The 19,755-nt window shown below is 47.5% G+C and carries 15 protein-coding genes and 1 other RNA gene; 8 read left to right on the top strand and 8 right to left on the bottom strand.

The features are described from left to right. Positions 1-2: 2 nt before the first annotated feature. Positions 3-1,826, bottom strand: coding sequence for a tRNA uridine-5-carboxymethylaminomethyl(34) synthesis enzyme MnmG (gene mnmG, locus STSP1_RS05070; RefSeq protein WP_085755309.1), 1,824 nt, complete (start codon positions 1,824-1,826; stop codon positions 3-5). Between the two features lie 406 nt (positions 1,827-2,232). On the opposite strand from mnmG, the gene STSP1_RS05065 reads away from it, so the two are divergent. The 3 genes from STSP1_RS05065 (at position 2,233) to STSP1_RS05055 (ending at position 5,682) form a co-directional block, all read left to right on the top strand. Beyond that, positions 2,233-3,885, top strand: coding sequence for a DNA topoisomerase VI subunit B (locus STSP1_RS05065; RefSeq protein ID WP_094759587.1), 1,653 nt, complete (start codon positions 2,233-2,235; stop codon positions 3,883-3,885). A gap of 238 nt (positions 3,886-4,123) precedes the next feature. Further along, complete coding sequence (locus STSP1_RS05060) at positions 4,124-5,152, top strand: AI-2E family transporter (protein ID WP_085755308.1); 1,029 nt, start codon at positions 4,124-4,126, stop codon at positions 5,150-5,152. Between the two features lie 278 nt (positions 5,153-5,430). Then, positions 5,431-5,682, top strand: coding sequence for a hypothetical protein (locus STSP1_RS05055; RefSeq protein ID WP_085755307.1), 252 nt, complete (start codon positions 5,431-5,433; stop codon positions 5,680-5,682). A gap of 212 nt (positions 5,683-5,894) precedes the next feature. Here the strand turns inward: STSP1_RS05055 and STSP1_RS05050 are convergent, their stop codons facing one another. Then, positions 5,895-6,824, bottom strand: coding sequence for a dihydroorotate dehydrogenase (locus tag STSP1_RS05050; protein WP_085755306.1), 930 nt, complete (start codon positions 6,822-6,824; stop codon positions 5,895-5,897). A gap of 23 nt (positions 6,825-6,847) precedes the next feature. Further along, positions 6,848-7,765, bottom strand: coding sequence for an iron-sulfur cluster-binding protein (locus STSP1_RS05045; RefSeq protein WP_085755305.1), 918 nt, complete (start codon positions 7,763-7,765; stop codon positions 6,848-6,850). A gap of 234 nt (positions 7,766-7,999) precedes the next feature. On the opposite strand from STSP1_RS05045, the gene STSP1_RS05040 reads away from it, so the two are divergent. Continuing rightward, positions 8,000-9,382, top strand: coding sequence for a phosphomannomutase/phosphoglucomutase (locus STSP1_RS05040; RefSeq protein WP_085755304.1), 1,383 nt, complete (start codon positions 8,000-8,002; stop codon positions 9,380-9,382). A 129-nt stretch (positions 9,383-9,511) separates the two neighbouring features. Here the strand turns inward: STSP1_RS05040 and STSP1_RS05035 are convergent, their stop codons facing one another. From STSP1_RS05035 to pgi, 5 genes are all read right to left on the bottom strand, one after another. Beyond that, a complete protein-coding gene (locus tag STSP1_RS05035; protein WP_085755303.1) occupies positions 9,512-11,179 on the bottom strand; it encodes an NPCBM/NEW2 domain-containing protein in 1,668 nt (555 codons plus the stop codon). Next, positions 11,176-11,697 carry a sigma-70 family RNA polymerase sigma factor gene (locus STSP1_RS05030; RefSeq protein WP_085755302.1) on the bottom strand — a complete coding sequence of 174 codons (522 nt, stop codon included), beginning with the start codon at positions 11,695-11,697 and terminating at the stop codon, positions 11,176-11,178. Before STSP1_RS05030 ends, STSP1_RS05035 begins: the two co-directional genes overlap by 4 nt. 165 nt (positions 11,698-11,862) lie before the next feature. Then, on the bottom strand, positions 11,863-12,762 hold the full coding sequence (locus tag STSP1_RS05025) for a DNA-methyltransferase (protein ID WP_085755301.1): 900 nt from the start codon (positions 12,760-12,762) through the stop codon (positions 11,863-11,865). Position 12,763: 1 nt separating this feature from the next. Beyond that, positions 12,764-13,015 (bottom strand): ThaI family type II restriction endonuclease, encoded by a 252-nt coding sequence (locus STSP1_RS05020; RefSeq protein ID WP_085755300.1) that lies wholly within the window; start codon positions 13,013-13,015, stop codon positions 12,764-12,766. Positions 13,016-13,078: 63 nt separating this feature from the next. Further along, positions 13,079-14,725 carry a glucose-6-phosphate isomerase gene (gene pgi / locus STSP1_RS05015; RefSeq protein WP_085755299.1) on the bottom strand — a complete coding sequence of 549 codons (1,647 nt, stop codon included), beginning with the start codon at positions 14,723-14,725 and terminating at the stop codon, positions 13,079-13,081. Positions 14,726-15,172: 447 nt separating this feature from the next. On the opposite strand from pgi, the gene der reads away from it, so the two are divergent. The 4 genes from der to rnpB all read left to right on the top strand — a co-directional run bounded on the left by der (position 15,173) and on the right by rnpB (position 19,663). Beyond that, positions 15,173-16,543: a ribosome biogenesis GTPase Der gene (der, locus tag STSP1_RS05010; RefSeq protein ID WP_085755298.1), complete on the top strand. Its 1,371-nt coding sequence runs from the start codon at positions 15,173-15,175 to the stop codon at positions 16,541-16,543. A 9-nt stretch (positions 16,544-16,552) separates the two neighbouring features. Further along, a complete protein-coding gene (nadB, locus tag STSP1_RS05005) occupies positions 16,553-18,175 on the top strand; it encodes an L-aspartate oxidase (protein ID WP_085755297.1) in 1,623 nt (540 codons plus the stop codon). Between the two features lie 37 nt (positions 18,176-18,212). After that, complete coding sequence (locus STSP1_RS05000) at positions 18,213-19,283, top strand: hypothetical protein (RefSeq protein WP_085755296.1); 1,071 nt, start codon at positions 18,213-18,215, stop codon at positions 19,281-19,283. A gap of 14 nt (positions 19,284-19,297) precedes the next feature. Then, an RNA gene (rnpB, locus tag STSP1_RS04995) (RNase P RNA component class A) lies at positions 19,298-19,663 on the top strand. Positions 19,664-19,755 lie beyond the last annotated feature (92 nt).

Genomic DNA, 19,755 nt, shown 5'->3' with positions numbered 1-19,755 from the left:
AGTCAAGCAGTTTTGCCTGCTGCTTTCATATACACCTGCAGAACGGTTATGTCTGCCGGAGTTATTCCGCCAATTCTGCTTGCCTGTCCGAGGTTGTGCGGCTTTATTTCCGTTAGCCTTTCCTTCGCTTCGCTTCGCAGGTGCGGAACGCTGAAATAATCAATATCTGCAGGCAGAAGAACCTTCTCAAGGCTGCTTAGCCCCTTCACGAGCCTTTCCTGCCTGCTGAGATAGCCTTCGTATTTGGCATCAATCATCACTGCCTCCAAAACCTCCTCAGGCGGGTTCATAGCCGCTATCACCTCATCGCTTTTGAGGTTTTGCCTGAGCGGGTTATCCGGCTGCTGAAGCTGCTGCCAGAGAGAACGCCCTGCGGTTCTTGTGGTTTTGAGATATTTCTCAACGGCCTGAATATCAGCAATCTTCTTCTGATACCTCTGCCATCTCTGCTCGCTGATGAGGCCGGCCTCGCGTGCTAAAGGTGTTAGCCGGCGGTCTGCATTGTCTGCGCGGAGGGTGAGCCGGTATTCGGCTCGGGAGGTGAACATCCTGTAAGGCTCGGTAATGTGTTTTGTGAGCAGATCATCCACCATCACCCCGATATAGGCCTGATCCCGCCTTATTATGAAAGGCTCCTCGCCCCGCATCTGCCTTACGGCATTCACGCCGGCATAAAGCCCCTGCGCCGCTGCCTCTTCGTAGCCGGAGGTTCCGCATACCTGACCTGCAAGATAAAGGCCGGATACGTTTTTGGTTTCGAAGGTGATTTTCAGCTGAGTGGCGGGGCAGTAGTCGTATTCAATCGCATATCCGTAATGAACTACCCTTGCATTCTCAAAGCCCGGAATCTGCCTGAGCATACTTTCCTGCACATCTCGCGGCACAGATGTGCTGATTCCGTTTGGATACATCGTAAGCTCTTCGGCCGTTTCCGGCTCAATGAAAATCTGATGATTTTGCTTGTCCGGAAAACGCATAATCTTGGTTTCAATGCTCGGGCAGTATCGAGGACCGGTGGAATTAATCTGGCCTGAATAGAGCGGCGCGCGTTCCATATTTTCCCGAAGCAGCTCGTGAACTGCCGGGTTTGTGTATGTTATCCAGCAGCAGACCTGCTTTTGCTCTATCCGCTCGTTCATAAACGAAAACGGTCTCGGATTTTCATCGCCGTCCTGCCGCTCTGTTTTGCTGTAGTCTATTGTTGAGGAGTCGAGACGAACTGGAGTGCCGGTTTTGAGCCGCTCGATTGAGAGCCCGAGGCCACGGAGGCTTTCGCTGAGCTCGTTGGCAGGTTCTTCGCCCCGCCGGCCGCCCGGGATGCGTTCCTCGCCGATGTGCATAAGGCCGCGGAGGAATGTCCCCGCAGTAACTATTACCGCCTTGCCGCTGTAAACACGTCCGTCTGTGGTGCGTATGCCGGCAGCTTTCCCGTCTTCAGTTAGAATCTCTGCGGCATTGCCTTCTGCTATCTCAAGATTATCCAGCGAGGCGAGATAATCCTGCGTAAACCTTTTGTATGCGGTTTTGTCTGCTTGGGCTCTGGGAGACTGCACAGCAGGCCCTTTCGAGCGGTTCAAAAGGCGGAACTGAATACCCGCGTGGTCTATCGCCAGAGCCATCACCCCGCCGAGGGCGTCTATCTCACGGGTGAGCTGCCCCTTGCCGATACCGCCAATCGAAGGATTGCAGCTCATCTCGCCGATTGAATCGAAGCGGATCGTTACTAGAAGGGTATCTGCTCCCATATTTGCGCAGACACCCGCCGCCTCAATGCCGGCATGCCCGCCGCCGATTATTATGCAGTCGTATTTTTTGTGTTTTGCCATAGAATGCTTTTTTCCAGATTTTTAATGATTAAGCATTAATTTTAACACAGAAGCAAAATTATTTCTATACGTTTTGAAGAACCGCTAAGCATTCGCTTCGAGAAGATTTCCCACTTCTTGCGGAATTATCCGCCCTTAAAAGATTCCCCCATTTCCCCCGCTTTGAACGGTTTGGGGGAATTGGGGGAAAGTTTTTAGGTTCAGGTTCACTGCATAAAGTATTATAACTCTCTTCTTATCTTCAATAGTATCATTAAAACTTTTTATTTTACTTCTGCAGGAAAATATTGTTGCATACTCAGGGCAGATTCAAGCAAAATGGTCTGTAAAAGCAGGCGAAAATGAGTATAATCCCGCTTTCAGAATTTAGCATTAAGCAGGAATTGTTTTTCTTAGGAATTCAGGGATGAGTGATAAAACATCTAATACACTTTTAGATCAGCCGAAAAACAGGAATACAGCGTCTGGGAAGAAGAAAACCGGTGCAACAGCCGAAACGATGGCCGGCAAGCAGCGGGACATAAGCATAAGTGAATTTTTTGCCAAAAACCGCCACCTCCTCGGTTTTGACAATCCGAAAAAGGCGCTGCTAACTACAATAAAAGAGGCCGTTGACAACGCCTTGGATGCGTGCGAGGAGGCGCATATCCTGCCTGAGATTTATATATCAATCAAGCAGATTACCGAAAACAAATATCAGGTTGTAATACGGGATAACGGACCTGGGATCGTGAAAAGGCAGGTGCCGAATATCTTTGCCCGCCTCCTGTACGGCAGTAAATTCCACTCGCTCAAAATGAGCCGCGGGCAGCAGGGCATTGGTATAAGCGCTGCTGGTATGTACGGCCTTATCACTACCGGCGAGCCTGTGGAGGTGGTATCGAGGACGAGCTCAAAACACCACGGCTACTACTGCAAGCTGAAGATCGATACAGCCAAGAACAGACCCGTGATAGTGGAAGAGGGTCAGGAGGAAGATTTTCCCCATTCCACGGGGACAGCCGTTAAGATAATCCTTGAGGGCAGGTACAACAAAGGCAGGCAGTCTGTGGATGAGTATATCGTGCAGACAGCTATGGCAAACCCGCATGCAATAATCACTTACGATTCCCCCGACGGCGAACACTACGAATACCAGCGGCAGAGCAGTGAGATGCCGTTTATCCCAATCGAGATAAAGCCCCATCCCTACGGCGTGGAGGTTGGGATGCTCTATCAGATGGCTCAGGACAGCAAAACAAAAAAACTGCCCGAATTTCTCAACAAGGAGTTTTCAAGGGTTAGCGTTAATCTTGCAAAAAAGATTACAAAAGATGCAGGTCTGAGCCTTTCGCTCAAGCCCTCGAAGGCGAGCCTGCCCGAGATAGATCAGCTCCATAAAGTTGTAAACGAAACAAAGATTATGGCACCCTCCACAAGCTGCATCGGACCAATCGGGGAAGAGCGGCTCGAAGAGGGGATAAGGCGGGTTGTGGAAGCAGATTTCTATGCAACCTGCACGCGAAAGCCCAGTGTTTACAGGGGAAATCCTTTCCTTGTGGAAGCAGCTCTTGCATACGGGTTCCAGAACGGAAGTGATAAAGACAGCAGCGACGAGGATACTAAGCAGCTTATGCAGCTAAAACGCATTGCAAACCGTGTGCCCCTGCTTTATCAGCAGTCTGCCGGTGCGATACACAAGGCAGTGCTGGATATTAACTGGCGCAACTACGCTCTGAGCCAGAGCAAAGGGGCCTTGCCCGCAGGCCCGCTTATTCTGATGGTGCATGTGGCCTCGGTGTGGGTGCCGTTTACCAGCGAAAGCAAGGAAGCGATCGCCCATTACCCCGAGATAATCAAGGAGATTAAGCTCGCTGTTCAGGAGTGCGGCAGAAAACTCGGGGTGTATCTCAGGCGGCAGAAAAAAATCAAACAGGAACTGGCAAAACGAAGCTACATCAAAACCTACCTCCCCCATATCGGCGACGCGCTGAAGGACATACTGGAACTCTCAGACCCAGAGACAGAGGATGTTGTGGCTAAATTAGCCGATACGCTTGAGCGTTCGAGGAAGTTTTAGCGGGTAGGCAGAATTCCGAAGGCAAGTTTCTCCTGACTTAGGCATCTTAATTGCGAAAAAATCAAAGAAAGGAGTTTTGAGAGGTTACGGGTAATTTTTTGCGGCGGAAGACTATTGCCGCCAGCGGATTGGGAGGTATAAGCTTACAGGAGTATTAGGCTTTCAAACACCGGAGATATGAAAATGAAAATTTCCTGAAGGTTGACTTTCCGCCCCAAATAACTATAAGCATATCCATATGGAGGAATTAAACAAAGAGCAGAGTTACTTAGTTACTGCCTCGCTTCTGATACTCGCTTCAGTTGCGATAGGTTTTGTGCTGCAATATTCCAGCTCCATTATGATACCCTTCACGTTTGCGGTTTTCATAGTGCAGCTTGTCTCGCCGATACTGGACTATCAGGTAATCAAGCTCAACGTATCACGCAAAATCGCCATCGCCACCTCAATGCTCTTGGTGATTGTTATACTGGCGGTTATATGCATTCTGCTTGTCAATACAATCAGCATACTCCTTCGAACAGCCAACAGCTATACAGACACTTACGTGGGGTTTATTGAAAAATACCTTTGGAAGAGCGATCTTTTCGGCATCGAACTGGACCGTGCCCAGCTCACCTCTCAGATACGAAGCTATATCCCGAGAATCGTTTCGGGAACTTTCGGGACGATTATGAGCTTTCTCTCCAAATTTACACTCGTATCAATCTTTGTTATGTTCCTGCTGGTTGGTCGTAATCCCTACGTTATCCAGAAGGGTATATATGCCGAAATCGACCATCAGGTGCGTAAATACCTCATAATCAAGACAATAATGTCCGTTCTGACCGGCCTTCTTGTATGGGCAATCCTCAGCGCTTTCAATCTAAAGCTTGCTGTGGTATTCGGCACCCTCGCATTCCTGCTCAACTATATCCCCTCTCTTGGTTCAATTATAGCGAGTCTCCTGCCAGTGCCGGTGGTTTTAGCTCAATTCGGGAATCCCTGGATGGCAGCGGCTGTTATCGCATCCCCAGCGGTTGTGGAATTTACGATTGGGAACGTAATAGAGCCTAGAATACTCGGAAAAGGCCTGAATCTGCACCCTGTAACCGTACTGTTCAGTCTTACATTCTGGGGGCTGCTCTGGGGGATACCCGGGATGTTCCTTGCTGCACCGATCACCGCAATTATAAGAATAATTCTGATGCAGTTTGAAACGCTCCGCCCGGCTGGTATGCTCCTGGCAGGACATTTGCCCGAAAAAATAAACAATTCAGAAAACTGAAACTAACAGGAACGTATTTTTTCGAACCGGGGAGGCAAAAAAATTAAATTTTTTTTATTTTTTCGTTGCATTTTCATAATAGTAAAATAAAATGCTTCCCAGTGGGAGAAATCAGCGATTAATAAGTTTGTCTTCTCCCATTTTGTTTGCTCTTTATGAATTGAATATTAAACAGTTTTCATTTTTTCAAAAATTTAAGCCCTTTTCTTCGAACAAGCCTTGAAGGCGAAAGTAAAATCTTCTTGAAAGAAATTAAACTTTACTGAAAGGGGCTCAAAATGAAAACTAAATACTTAACAGCGATGGCAGTAGCGGCCTTACTGGCTGCATCAGCTCTCACGCTCCCCGCTCTTGCAGGCTCAGAATCAATGCCGGCAAGCTCAGTCTCACAAGAGGCTTCTTTATCTTGCGGCGGATGCGGTTGCTCAGAAGACGGATGCAATAAAAACAAGCAGAAATGCGAAAAAGTCGAACAATCCTGCGGCGATGAGAGTAAAGGTAAATGTGGAAGTAAATGTGAAAAAGATTAAAAAATCTTAACTTTGCTCGAACAAATTGAAAAGTAAAAAGTATTAAGTAATAAGTTAATAACCAATAAACGCTACAACCAACGCAACCAGACAGTACACTAACAACAACTCCAACCAATAACTTACAACACACAGAGCGGCGCTTCCCTCCTGGCGCCGCTCGCTCTTTTTAAACAGTTTTATTTTCAAAGCGTATATATTTGTAGAAGATCTCAATTAAGTGAGCCGGTAAGCTCGCTTATTTTTTTTATACCCTCAGATTCGCAAAAACGCCTCAAACCATCTGCAACTCTCAAAGAAGCATCAGGACTTGCGAATGTTGAAGTGCCCACGCTCACAGCAGACGCTCCTGCAATCATAAACTCAGCAGCGTCTGAGCCGTTTCTTATGCCTCCAAGCCCCATAATCGGAATCTCTGCGTATTTTGCCACGTCCTGATAAACCCTGCTTACAAGGTAAACTGCCATCGGTTTTATTGCCGGGCCGGAGAGCCCCCCAGTCCGGTTTGCCAGTACGGGAGTTCTGGAACGAACATCTATCACCATTGCTGTGAATGTGTTTACGAGGCTCAGAGCGTCTGCCCCGCCTATAACTGCAGCTTCTGCGGTTTTACTTATATCTGTTACAGAAGGAGTAAGCTTTACCATAAGGGGCTTATCCCCGCAAGCCGGCTTAACTTCGCTTGTAATCTCTTTTATCTGGGCTGGGTCTGTGCCGAAGGATATGCCGCCTTCTTTGACATTCGGGCAGCTTATATTCAGCTCTAATCCTGATATTCCGTCTTTATCAGAAAGTTTTGAGGCCAGCTCAACATACTCATCAATCTTCTGGCCGGCAACATTCACAAAAACAGCAGTATCCTTCTGCCTTATTAGCGGAAGCTTCTCAGCGATAAATTTCTCTACTCCAATATTCGCAAGACCTATCGCATTGAGCATACCTCCGTTCGTTTCGACAACACGAGGTGCGGGATTGCCCTTGCGGGGTTTGAGCGTAATGCTCTTTGTTATCCAGCCGCCAAGCTGTTCAATATCCATATAGTCATCAAGTTCGTCTATATAGCCGCAGGTGCCAGAAGCTGTAAACACTGGATTTTTCAGATTCAGCCCTGCAAATTTAATTATTTCATTCACTTTTGACATACATTTATCCGTTTCTATGTTGTTTATTCAGGAAACACCTCGCGGCTGTCAAAGACTGGCCCGTCTTTGCAGCAGAGTTTATTTTCCTCGCTGCCATCACCTTTTTTTACCGGCACAACGCAGCTCTGGCATACGCCGATTCCGCAGGCCATCATTTTCTCAAGACTTACCTGAGTCCTGATTCCGAGCTTATGGGCAGTTTTTGCTATTGCTTTCAGCATAGGTTCAGGCCCGCAGACCGCTATCTCGCATTCTTCGCCGGCGAGCCCAGAATCTGCAAACCAGCTTTCAAACGCCTCGGTTACAAGCCCATTTTTACCGAAAGACCCGTCGTCTGTGGCTGCGGCAAAATGCCTGCAGAAGCTGTATTCTTCTTTTGCAGGGTCTTTGCCCTGCTGAACGCTCGCTATTGGCATATCTGCCTTACACCGCGCTCCGGCAAAAGCAAAACATTCCTGCCTCGGGTTATCCCTGCAGAGCTGGCGGAGAAAATGCTCCACTGGCGGTATGCCTATTCCGCCTGCAACCCCAATAACCTTCCTGCCTTCGGCAGGCTTCTCGAAACCTCTGCCCAAGGGGCCTAGGATGCTTACCTTATCGCCGGTGTTTAGTGCGCTTAGCCGGGCAGTGCCCGTGCCGATAATATCGCACATTATCTCAACTATCATATCCTCACCGTCTCGATAAACATCCAGAAAGCTGAAAGGTCTTCTGAGAATCGGCTGGCGGACTGCCTTATCCTCAAGCCCTTCCGGAAGCTCGGAAGGCAGAGCCAGCCCTTCCACCTGAAACTGAGCAAACTGACCGGGCGAGGCGAGCTCGAATGCCTTTGCACCCTCGCCGCTGAGGGTGAATGCAAGCCTGCATATCTTTTCTCCGTAATGAGTGATTCGGGCAGCAGAAGCCTCGAAAACCCCAGAGCGATTATTATTTTGGCTCATAGCGAAATATCTCCAAAGTAGGCTAATTTATAAAGCTGTATTTTACTAAAACTTATTAAAGCTGTACAGAAAACACTAAAGTGTCTTAAAAAATGTTTCTCTTGCAAATTTGCCCTGAATATTCTGTATAAATCTTCATTCTTCAATAATTTCACTGTTATTTCACTGGAAATAAGCTGAGTAAAAAATACAATACGCCAAACTTGACTTCAAAATGAAACAGGAGATATTTTTATGATCGACGAAAAGATATTCAAAGCATACGATATTCGCGGCATTTACAAAGAGCAGTTTGATGAAGAAGCGGCTTGGAAAATAGGCTACGCCTCGGCGCAGTTCCTCCGCTCTCACCTTCGCGGCTACGACCGCGGGCAGGAAAACGCTCAGGCGGTTTGTGTGGGCAGGGATATGCGAAAGCACAGCCCCTCGCTCTCAAAGGCTCTAATCGAGGGAATGAGATGTGCCGGCACTAACGTTATTGATATCGGCGTTATTGATACTCCGCAGATGTACTTCGCAATCAATCACTTCGGCACTTGCGGAGGCGTGCAGGTTACAGCGAGCCACAATCCCGCAGCATACAACGGGTTCAAAATCAGCGGTCTTGAGGCCAAGCCCGTTGGGCAGGCTACCGGCCTTGCTGATATCAAACATATCGCCACATCTCTTCTGCATACCAAAGGCAACCCCACAGGAGAGGTTACTGAGGTGGACCTTACAGAGGAATATAAAAAGCACATACTCAAATTTCTCGACAGCAGCATAAAGCCTCTGAAGGTGGCAGTGGATGCTTCCAACGGTATGGCGGGGAAGATGGTGCCGCTTATCTTTGGCGATTTGCCGATAGAGCTGGAAATCCTCAACGAAACCACTGACGGAACATTCAAGCACGAACCGAATCCGCTTGTAGAAGAGAACCTTGCTGAGCTCAAGGAGCTTATCAAAGCTGAAAAAGCCGATGTAGGTGTATGTTTCGACGGCGACGCTGACCGGCTGCTTATGATAGATGAGACGGGCAGAAGCATCGGATGCGATATTCTGACAGCTCTGATGGTGCCCTATTTCCTCGAACAGGAGAATAACAGCGGGACAGTGGTTTACGATCTCCGCAGCAGCTGGGTAGTGCAGGAAGAGATAATTAAGGCCGGCGGAACGCCCAGACGCGAGCGGGTTGGTCATTCATTTATGAAAAAGACGCTCAGAGACAGCCATGCCGTATTCGGCGGCGAGCTCTCCGGACACTTCTACTATCGAGACAGTTTCAATACCGATTCGGGAATGATCACATTCGTTCATATGCTCAATATCCTCAGCCGCTCTGAGAAAACTGTATCAGAATTGATTGCCCCGCTGAGAAGATATTTCGCTTCAGGCGAGCTGAATTTCGAAGTGGAAGACAAAGAGGCGATGCTAAAAGAGCTCAAACATAAATTTGGCGACGGCAAGATAGACGACCTTGACGGAATTACAATCCAGTTCAAGGACTGGTGGGTGAATGTTAGGCCTAGCAACACCGAGCCCTTCCTCAGGCTAAATATGGAAGCTAAGAGCGAGGAGGTGCTCAATGAGAAGCTCTCGGAGCTCAAAACCATTCTCGGCGAACCGGCTGGACATTAAACCCATAAGCTTATAATCAGATTCTGAAAGCGGCATACGTCTTAGGCGGATGCCGCTTGGCTGTAGTATTAAGCATTTTTTGCAGCGGATAAAAGGGCGAACAGAAAGGTTCGCGCCTGCAAATTCTTGTCAATCCTGTTCTATAACCAGCTCAGGCCTTGCGAAAACGCCCCAATCCTGATGAGGCGAGCCGTTTGCATCTGTGCATGCGAGGGTAAGGAATTCTGCATCTTCGGGTATTTGTTTGCGGAAATCGAAGGCCTGGCCGTATTTCACCTGCTCTTTTTTCAGGATCTCAGCCCCGTCTATAAGCACAGTGAAATCTGCATTTGTGCTCTTATGGCTATCTGCGCCTCCGCGTTTTTCATATCGAGGTACGCCGTACATGGTTCTGAATTCCGCTATTCTCTGGCCGGGAAGCATTGCCCGCACGGCTCTGAGGTCGAATGTAACGGCGGAGTTAGAATGCATATACAAAGCAGGATTTTCTTTAGTTCCGTATAACTGGCCATTTATAACGACTCTTTGATTGTAATAATTATGAGTACCATTTAGATCAGGACCGTTTGAGATCGGAGCCCAGCAGGTACCGCTTGTATCCTCAAAACCGTCGTAGATATGATTTTTAGAAGTAACCTGCGAGGCATCCTCGCCGTCCGGAATAAAAACCCCGTCAACAATCTCGCTTGAAGGAACAAGTCTGTAACCTGCCTTGCGGGACTGAAGCCTTGTAATCCTTTCTACATACCTGCCGGAAGCGATGTCCACGGCTTTGCCTATTACACCTGTCCCCGTTCCTGAGCCCCCGCCGAGGATATCGGCGAGGCTGATGTTTTCCCCGTGCCAGTAGAAGTTTTTGGAGGAGTCCATTAGCCTCAGGAAACCGGTGGAGCTTTGAGGTATCTCGCCGGTTTCGCCTTTTTCGGAGATCTTCACAGCATCACCCTCCTCAAACAGTTTTGCGCTCTTTGTTCTGTTTTCGATGCGGGGCGCCATAGAACACCTGCCCCTGAACATATGAAGCTCTGAAGAGCCTCCTGAGAGAACAGAAACCCCAAATTCTGTGCCTAAATCTATAATTCTGGAGGTTGGAGTGTCAGCGATAAAGCCGATGCATGTGGAGGGAACCTTAAAATAGGCACTCCCTTCAAGGACATTTACCCTTTCGGCGTTCTCAATCTCAAACTTGGCTTCTTCTTCAAGCAGAAACTCCACACCGTTAGAGAGAAGGATCTTTGCAACCCCCCCCTTAAGCTGATATTCCTTTGAACTGCGAAGATAAACTCCGTTTTCATTCTCTACAGGCTTGCTTCCCTGCCAGAGAGCTTCTGAAGAATCAGCTATCTGAGCCACCTGATGAGGCCTGCTCGGGACATACACATTAACATAATAAAGCTGATACAGCAGGAAAATTACGCAGAGCACTGCAGCAGCCAGTGCAGACCTCTCAATCCATCTTACGGCAGTAAACCGTGCTTTCCAGCCTTGGCTTTTATTTTCAGCAGAGGGAATAGGATTATCCTCCTGCTGCTTCGGCCTGCATGCGCAGGGCGCAGTAAGCTCCATTTGTTCAATCTGACGGCATATCTTATCGAAGTCTTTGCCTTGAAAGCTCACAGCCTCCCCGCCGACTTTCCCAAGAGCCGTATTTATTGCGATCAGGTCCAAGTAGAAGCTTCGGGCATCCTCCGAGCTTTCAAGCATACTTTCCAGCTCTGCCTTTTCTTTAGGCGAAAGCCCCGTTTCCACAGAGCCCACCGTAAGCATTCTTAACCTTATTTTATCTTTTTCCGTCATTTATTTGTCTCCCCCATCACGAATCTCACGCATCGCTGGAGCAGTTCATGAATTTTATATATCCGCCTGTAAACTTTTGGAGCCGGAAGGCCTGTATGCCCCGAAATTTCATTGGCAGTGCACTGCTGATTGTATTTCATATCAACCAGCTCTCTGTCGAAATTCGGGAGCTTGCCCACGCACTCCTGAAGGGCATCAATCCAGTCGTCCAGATTTTCTGATCTCTTCCTGCTCTGCTCGGAAAGAAGACGGATGAGCTTTTCGTTAAGCACAGCCCTGTCGCCTTTTTTCTTCAGGTATTTGAGTACCTGAAATTTGGCAATCGTAAATGCCCAAGGCAGAAACTCATCACTGCTTTTGAGCTCTTCAAACTTCTCCATCATCACAATCGAGGCCTCCTGCATAATATCATCGGCCTCAGTACGATTTGGAACCATCGAGAGGATAAAATTGTATATCCTGTGATAGTTTGAAGTAAGCAGGTTTACAAACTCTATATTTCTTACTTTATCAAGCATAATCTCTCAGCCTTTTATACCCTGAGAAAGCTTATTTTACGGGAAAAAATAAAAAATTTCACTAATAATGCAATGTAATTTGAAATCTTCTTTAACTGAAAAACCAAAAAAGAAAGGGCAGGAAATTCATACCGGCCCTTTTAATGGCTTCAGAAAACTCAGCTTTCAAAACAAACAAGAATCTTCCTGCTTCTTCTGCTGAATGTATTTATCGATCCTCTTTCTGCACACATCCAAATAGCCATGATCTATCTCGTATCCCACATATTTGCGATCCGTTTTCATCGCTGCTAATGCGGTTGTCCCGCTGCCCATAAAGGGATCCAATATCACATCATCCTTATAAGAATACAGCTCTATAAGCCTTCTTGGAAGCTCTTCAGGGAATGGAGCGGGATGTCCAACCCGTTTTGCAGACTCGGTGTTCATATTCCACACAGACTTAGTCCATTCCATAAAATTTTCCTTGCTTATGGTGTTTTCTTTGTCTTTCCTCGGCCTCTTGAAATCACCCTTTGAAAAAATCAATATATACTCATGAACATCCCTCAAAACAGGATTAGAAGCTGATTTCCAGCTCCCCCAAGCCATCGAGACGCCTGCACCAGAGCCTTTATTCCAAATAACCTCACCCCGCATTTTGAAGCCAATATCAAGCATTATCCGAGATATGAAATCTGAGAGCGGGATGTAGGGTTTCCGGCCAATATTTGCAATATTAACGCACACCCTCCCGCCGTTTACCAAAACTCTGTAGGTTTCAGAGTAAACGTTTTTCAGCAAATCAAGATACTCATCAAGATCAAGATTGTCATCGTAATCTTTAGAAACATTGTAAGGAGGAGAAGTTATCATCAGATGAAGCGAATTATCAGGAATCTCCTTCATATTTTGAGCATCAGCCTTTATTACTGTGTCCAAAAGCTCTTCGGGGAGCTCATTATCGGGTTTGGATTCAGAGCCTCCGCCCAAATTAGAATAAATCTTGGAATTATAAAATCCGCTAGAATCGTGATTTATTCTCTTGCTCGTTCCGAAAGACGATGTTTTTGTACCTGAGCCCATCTTACTGCTCCTCCCACATATCAAGCCAGCATTTATATGCATCAAATTCTAAATCGCTTTTATCCCATTGTACCTGAATTTGAAAAGTATCTTTATGCTCTAATATTTCACTAAAGGCCATAGCAGATATTTGAACTCCTCTTGGGTTTGTTCCTCTTTTAGGGAGCTTCAGATATTCAGAATGGCCTAATAAAGCAAAAACACTTTTTTGAACTTCCTTAGGCACATAATAGAAAGATCCTGTCCCGCCCAATTATTCTATCACAAATGAATCGCTTAACAAAGAGTCAAATTCACGAAGACCAAAAGCGGCATATCATCTCATTGATTTATATGCGTTTATCAGGCCGTTTGTCGAGGCGTCGTGGGAATCAACGCTGCCTGTATCTTTGAGTTCCGGGAGGATGGATTTAGCAAGCTGCTTACCCAGCTCCACGCCCCACTGATCGAAGCTGAATATATTCCAGATAACTCCCTGAGCGAAGATCTTGTGTTCATACATTGCAATCAGGCTGCCGAGGGTTCTGGGGGTTATTTTCTTAACGAGAATCGAATTTGTGGGTTTATTGCCTTCAAACACCTTGAACGGAAGGAGGATTTCGATCTGCTCTTCTGTTTTGCCGGCGTCTTTCAGCTCTGCTCTAACCTGCTGTTCTGTCTTGCCCATCATCAGCGCTTCGGTTTGGGCGAAGAAGTTTGAGAGCAGTTTGCTGTGGTGGTCTGATTCAGGGTTGTGTGTTTGAGCCGGGGCAATAAAGTCGCAGGGAATAAGCTTTGTTCCCTGATGAATAAGCTGATAGAATGCGTGCTGGCCGTTAGTTCCGGGCTCGCCCCACACAATCGGGCCAGTCTGATAATCCACAGGCTCGCCTGAGCGGTCAACTGATTTGCCGTTGCTCTCCATATTACCCTGCTGGAAATATGCGCTGAATCTGTGCATATACTGATCGTATGGCAGGATTGCCTCAGTTTCCGCTTGGAAGAAATTGTTGTACCAGATGCCGATTAGGGCGAGGATAACGGGCATATTCTTCTCGAAAGGCTCATTTCTGAAATGGATGTCCATAGCTTCCGCACCTTCAAGCAGCGATGAAAAATTCTCGTAACCGATGGTGCAGGCGATTGAAAGCCCGATTGCGGACCACAACGAATACCTTCCGCCAACCCAGTCCCAGAATACGAACATATTTTCAGGGTCTATGCCGAATTTTTCCACTTCATTCTGATTGGTTGAAACAGCGACAAAATGTTTTGCTACTGCCTCTTCACTGCCAGCTTTCTCTATAAACCACCGGCGGGCAGTATGGGCGTTTGTCATTGTTTCCTGAGTGGTGAAGGTTTTGGAGGCAACGATAAAGAGCGTTGTTTCCGGATCGATTTTCTTGAGCGTCTCGCATATATGCGAGCCGTCAACGTTGGAAACAAAATGAGGTGTAATACCCTTCCAGTACGGCTTCAGGGCTTCAGTAACCATCACGGGGCCTAAATCAGAGCCGCCTATGCCGATATTCACAACATCGGTAATCTTCCGGCCGGTGCAGCCTTTCCACTGACCGCTGAGGAGCTTATCGCAGAACTCTTTCATCTGCGAGCGAACCGCCTTCACCTTCGGCATTACGTCCTCGCCGTCAACGTAAACCGGCCCATCAGAGCTTTTTCTAAGGGCAGTATGCAAAACAGCCCTGCCTTCAGTTTCGTTTATTTTCTCGCCGGCAAACTCCTTCTCGGCTGACTCTTTGAGCTTTGTCTCTTCTGCGAGGTTAAAAAGGAGAAAGAGGGTTTTTTCGGCGATTCTGTTTTTCGAAAAATCCAGAAGGATATCTTCAAATTTCAGAGAAAACTTTTCAAATCTCTCGGAGTCTTCGCTGAATAAATCTCTCATATGAGCGTTTCCCATCTCAGCAAAATGTTCGCTGAGTTTCTCCCAAGCTGTAGTCTGTGCAGGGTTAATCTTTTCAAGCATAAAATAAATTCCTGTAATAATGTTAGCATTTTTGAAACTTGCCGGAAGATGGATTATACCTATCAGGCAAAATTTTAAAAGTCCATCCCCCCAAAACTTTCACAAAGTGTGAGATAATATTTTTTGGCAGAGGTCTTTGCTCAACGCTGATTAACCGAAATTTCAGCTGATTCTCTTAAGATCAACCGCGTCCGCACTGATTCGCCAATACGTCCCGGCACAAAGCCAAAGCTTCGCCAAAAAAATATCTCAAAATCCTCCTTGCTCATCGTAGTTGAGAAGAGTATCGAATCTTATGATTGTCGGGTTTTTAGAAATGCCCAAAAAAACTCGAGCAAACTCACGCAGTTATTCCAGTTGGAATTGTTTTTATGTATATAGGCTGTATAATTAGTGTTTGGTAAACATATAGAATTTTTGTTAATAACTCTATTTTAAGGTTAATTAATGCCGCTTCCCAAAATAGCAATAGTAGGCAGGCCGAATGTGGGCAAGAGCTCTCTTTTGAATTCTCTGGCAGGCTCTATGATAAGCATCGTAGAGGCGACCCCGGGAGTAACCAGAGACAGAATCAGCATTCTGCTTGAATACGAGGACATATACTTTGAGCTTGTTGATACCGGCGGGTACGGTATATTCGACAGCCGCGAGCTCAGCAGCGATATCAATTCCCAGATCGAGCGCGCCGTTAAAGAGGCGGACCTTGTGGTGTTTCTCGTAGACATCAGAGAGGGGCTCACACCTTCAGATGAGCAGATAGCGAGGCTGCTCAGGAAAAATGGGTCGAATGTTCTGCTTGCAGCGAATAAAGCTGATGATGCCGGAATGTTCTCAAGGGCTGTAGAATTTATGAGGCTCGGTTTCGGTGAGGCCGTATGTGTATCTGCGGCTAACAATCTCAATAAATCGTATCTGCTTGAGAAGATCAGCGAGAAGGTGGCAGATATACCCTCCGAGAAGCCCGAAGAGGCTTTTATGAAAATTGCTGTTGTGGGCAAGCGGAATGCAGGCAAATCAAGCTTTGTTAATTCTGTTCTCGGCGAAGAGCGGATGATTGTAAGCGAGGTTGAAGGTACAACCCGCGATGCGGTTGATGTTCGTTTCCTCAAGGACGGCCAACCCATGACGCTTATCGATACAGCAGGCGTTCGCAAGAAGGGCAAGATGGCCGACAGCATCGAATATTACAGCTACACGCGTGCGGAGAAATCTATCAGGCGGGCGGATGTGGTGCTGTTTCTGATCGATGCGGTTTTGCCGTCCTCGCAGGTGGATAAGAAGCTCGCAAGGATGGTAACAGACTATATGAAGCCCTGCATCTTCGTGATAAACAAGTGGGACAAGATCCTTGAAGAGGGCTACGACGCCGAGCCGGAAGACTTTTCCGATTACCTCACTGAAACCTTCCCGGGTCTCAGGTATGCACCGATAGCCTTTACCACAGCCACAGAAGGCAGGAACATCTCCAGCACCCTCGATCTTGCGAAAGAGCTGTTCAAGCAGAGCACTATGGAACTGCCCACAAGCAAGGTGAATGAGGCTATGGAGATTATCAAGGCCCAAAGAACCGGCAAAAGCGATAAGGGCGTTTTCCCGAAGATATACTACGCAACGCAGGTGGCGGTGCAGCCGATTTCGCTGCTCGTATTCGTAAACCGCCCAGACCTCTTCGATGAAAACTACCAGCGGTTTATGCTGAATCGCCTAAGAGACCTTCTTCCTGTAAGCGAGGTGCCGATAAAGCTGATGTTCCGTCAGCACCATTCAGAGAGAAGGCAAATGGGAAGGGAAAAGAAAATCAAAAACAGAAGAGAGTAAGGCTTAAAAATGAAGATTCCCTTTTTTAGAAGATACCTTACAAATATAAGCACCCGCACGGCCAAGCATCTGTTTACAGATGTGATTGTTGTGGGAAGCGGTATTTCCGGGCTCAGGGCGGCTCTGGAGGCTGCAAAGAGCTGCAATGTAACGGTGGTGTCCAAACGCTCGCTCACCAAAAGCAACACTTGGGCAGCGCAGGGCGGAATAGCTGCTGTTATGAAGGAGGGCGACAGTCCTGAAAAGCACACCAAAGACACCCTTGATGCAGGCTGCGGGCTGTGCAGGGAGGCTTCTGTGCAGAAGGTTGTAGCAGAAACCCCCGAGCTGATTGACGAGCTCCATAAATGGGGCACAGAATTCGACCTGAACGATTCGGGCGAAATCGCTGCCACCCTCGAAGCAGGACACAGCGCTAGCAGAGTTGCGCACGCCTTCGGAGACTCCACAGGAAAAGCCATTTCCCAAACGCTTCTGAAGAAGGCCTCCGAGCATCCGCGGATAACACTCATGGAGGATTTCTTCACTATCGATATTGTTACCGGAGAAAACGGCAAATGTTCCGGTATATACGGGCTCAACAGCAGGAACGATTTGGAGCTTATTTGGGCTAATTCGGTAATCCTCGCAACGGGAGGGGCAGGCCGGCTCTACCGCGAAACGACCAATCCATCCGTAGCCACGGGCGATGGGATTGCGATGGCGTTCCGCGCGGGAGCGGAGCTTGCGGATATGGAATTCATACAGTTTCACCCTACCACGCTTTACGTTGCAGGGGCTACCAGAGCCCTTGTATCTGAGGCTCTTCGTGGCGAGGGCGGAGTGCTGGTGGATTCGAACAACTCCCGCTTTATGTTCGATTACGATGAACGTGCGGAGCTTGCCCCGAGGGACATCGTGAGCAGGTCTATAATAAAGCAGATCAGAAAGACAAACACTACACACGTTTTCCTTGATGTAAGGCATTTTGAGAAGGGCTTCTTCCAGCGGCGATTTCCGTATATCTTCAGCTTTCTGAAAGAATTCGATATAGACCCCGAGAAGGATCTGATTCCCGTTCGCCCAAGTGCGCATTATATGATTGGCGGTATCCAGACAGACCAGAACGCTGCTGCAAGCATCCCAGGGCTCTTTGCCTGCGGGGAGTGCGCAGCTACAGGCCTGCACGGGGCCAACAGGCTCGCAAGCAACTCGCTAGCCGAAGGGCTTGTGTTTGGCAGAGAGGCGGGCAGAAACGCCGCCGGCGGCCTGCAGGAAAACGGCTCTGAAAATGAATTCAGCAAAATCAAGTACGATATTGAAGTTTCAGACCGCAGTATGCTTGATACTGCCGATATCCGCAATTCTCTTCGTGCTCTTATGTGGAGGAATGTAGGTATTTCAAGGAAAGAGCAGACTCTCCGCGAAACGATCGAAATAATCCAGTTCTGGCAGAGATACGTTATGGATAAGGTGTTTGATGCCGCAGAGGGCTGGGAATGCCAGAATATGCTTACAACCGCTCTTCTGATGGCAAATTCAGCTCTCGAGAGAAAAGAGAGCAGGGGGGTGCATTTCAGGGAGGATTTTCCCGAGCCGGCCGAAAATTTTGAAAAACATATTTCGGTTTCCTCCGATGATTTGTTAGAATAGTGTCTGTTAATAACTGATATTTTTAAAGGAGTTGATTATGAAAATTAAAGTATTTGTCATTGCAGTTTTAGGGCTCTTTGCCTCTGCCTTCCTCTCCGGTTGTGGAGTCGTTTCGATTAACAGTATGGCCGATGCCACCTCTCAGGTAACAGATGAGAATATTGAAGGGCGGTGGGTTAGTGAAGACGGCAAATTTTATGCTGAGATCAAACGCTCCAATGACCTGGATGCGAAAGTTGATGACAGCAATATAGGTGCCCATTTCATCAATCCCGGCAAGAAAGATTATGAACTTACTATCGAAAATCAGGATGAAGGAGAAGGCCCCGACTCAAAAATTGGGGTATTCAATTTAAAGCTCCTGAAGGCCGATGGTCTGCTTTTTGCTGAGATTATCCCGAAAACAAAAGACCTGAAATTTGGCGGTAAGGATATCAGCGTTTTCTATTACAACCAGCTTCTGCCGTTTTATAATACCCTGCTGGTGAAAGATGTAAGTTCTCAAAAGATCAAACTCGCTTTCATTGAATATCAGAAGGCGAAAGAGTATATTCCGGATTCCGGAACGCCTTACGTTATGAAAGAAAAATCACCTGAATATCTCTTCCTTACCGGCAGCTCTGAAGAGCTGAGGGATTTCTATGTCAAGGCAGCTGAGAAAAGCGACTTATGGAACACCGAAACTTTTAAAAAAGAAAGTATCGAAATAGCCTGTTACGATCCGAGGGCAGTTGCAATAGCCTACGCAAATTCCGAGATGTTTAATAGTTTTCTCAAGGATAAGCGATCGGAACATGAAAAAGCTGATGCCGCCGGAAAAACAAAAGTCGCTGATGCGATAGAAGAGCAGATGAACGAGCTTCAGAAAAAGTTCCACACAATGGCTTTCAGCGGCGAACCAGCGGATATGATTCTCGAGAAGGTTAGCGGCAGGGTGGATAAGATCCTTGCGAAATCAGGGGCGGATAGGCTTGTCAGCAAATGGGATTCTAATCTTGAAACCGCTGAAATGAAGGATCTTACAGGCCAGCTCGCTTCAATCTTCAATCCTTCCGATAAAACCCTCAAGTCGATTCAGCAGGGAACAAAGAACCCTCCGATAGAGTAAAAGCAAATCTGAACTGAGCAGACCGGCCGATCGCCGGCTGAGATATGCCGGAGGAAAGTCCGGGCAGGAAAGGGCACGGAGGTGGCTAACGGCCACCCGGAGCGATCCGAGGGAAAGTGCAGCAGAAAACATACAGCCGATGGGCATTATGCCGCAGGTAATGGTGAAATGGTGCGGTAAGAGCGCACCGCGGAAGCGGCGACGTTTCCGGCACGGCAAACCCCTCCGCCTGCAAGACCAAGTATGCCGGTGCCGGCCCGGCAAATACCGGCGGGTAGGTTGCTTGCATAAGTGCAGAGCTGAATGGCAACATTCAGTCCAGTTAAATGATCGGCTCCGCACCAGCGGAACAGAACCCGGCTTACAGGCCTGCTCAGTTTTTTTTATTTTTTGCGTAAATTCTCTCCCTCTCACGCAATATATCTGTTAAAGACGAATTAATAAAGACTGAAGGGTTAAATAAAGGATTCTC

Source organism: Sedimentisphaera salicampi, assembly GCF_002117005.1.
GTDB lineage: Bacteria > Planctomycetota > Phycisphaerae > Sedimentisphaerales > Sedimentisphaeraceae > Sedimentisphaera > Sedimentisphaera salicampi.
Note: the sequence above shows the minus strand (reverse complement) of the source record. Positions and strands in the feature narration are given on the sequence as shown.

Bases quoted from the DNA above. Each gene is read 5' to 3' on its own strand.
- mnmG (WP_085755309.1), bottom strand. From the start codon at position 1,826: ATGGCAAAACACAAAAAATACGACTGCATAATAATCGGCGGCGGGCAT.
- STSP1_RS05065 (WP_094759587.1), top strand. From the start codon at position 2,233: ATGAGTGATAAAACATCTAATACACTTTTAGATCAGCCGAAAAACAGG.
- STSP1_RS05060 (WP_085755308.1), top strand. From the start codon at position 4,124: ATGGAGGAATTAAACAAAGAGCAGAGTTACTTAGTTACTGCCTCGCTT.
- STSP1_RS05055 (WP_085755307.1), top strand. From the start codon at position 5,431: ATGAAAACTAAATACTTAACAGCGATGGCAGTAGCGGCCTTACTGGCT.
- STSP1_RS05050 (WP_085755306.1), bottom strand. From the start codon at position 6,824: ATGTCAAAAGTGAATGAAATAATTAAATTTGCAGGGCTGAATCTGAAA.
- STSP1_RS05045 (WP_085755305.1), bottom strand. From the start codon at position 7,765: ATGAGCCAAAATAATAATCGCTCTGGGGTTTTCGAGGCTTCTGCTGCC.
- STSP1_RS05040 (WP_085755304.1), top strand. From the start codon at position 8,000: ATGATCGACGAAAAGATATTCAAAGCATACGATATTCGCGGCATTTAC.
- STSP1_RS05035 (WP_085755303.1), bottom strand. From the start codon at position 11,179: ATGACGGAAAAAGATAAAATAAGGTTAAGAATGCTTACGGTGGGCTCT.
- STSP1_RS05030 (WP_085755302.1), bottom strand. From the start codon at position 11,697: ATGCTTGATAAAGTAAGAAATATAGAGTTTGTAAACCTGCTTACTTCA.
- STSP1_RS05025 (WP_085755301.1), bottom strand. From the start codon at position 12,762: ATGGGCTCAGGTACAAAAACATCGTCTTTCGGAACGAGCAAGAGAATA.
- pgi (WP_085755299.1), bottom strand. From the start codon at position 14,725: ATGCTTGAAAAGATTAACCCTGCACAGACTACAGCTTGGGAGAAACTC.
- der (WP_085755298.1), top strand. From the start codon at position 15,173: ATGCCGCTTCCCAAAATAGCAATAGTAGGCAGGCCGAATGTGGGCAAG.
- nadB (WP_085755297.1), top strand. From the start codon at position 16,553: ATGAAGATTCCCTTTTTTAGAAGATACCTTACAAATATAAGCACCCGC.
- STSP1_RS05000 (WP_085755296.1), top strand. From the start codon at position 18,213: ATGAAAATTAAAGTATTTGTCATTGCAGTTTTAGGGCTCTTTGCCTCT.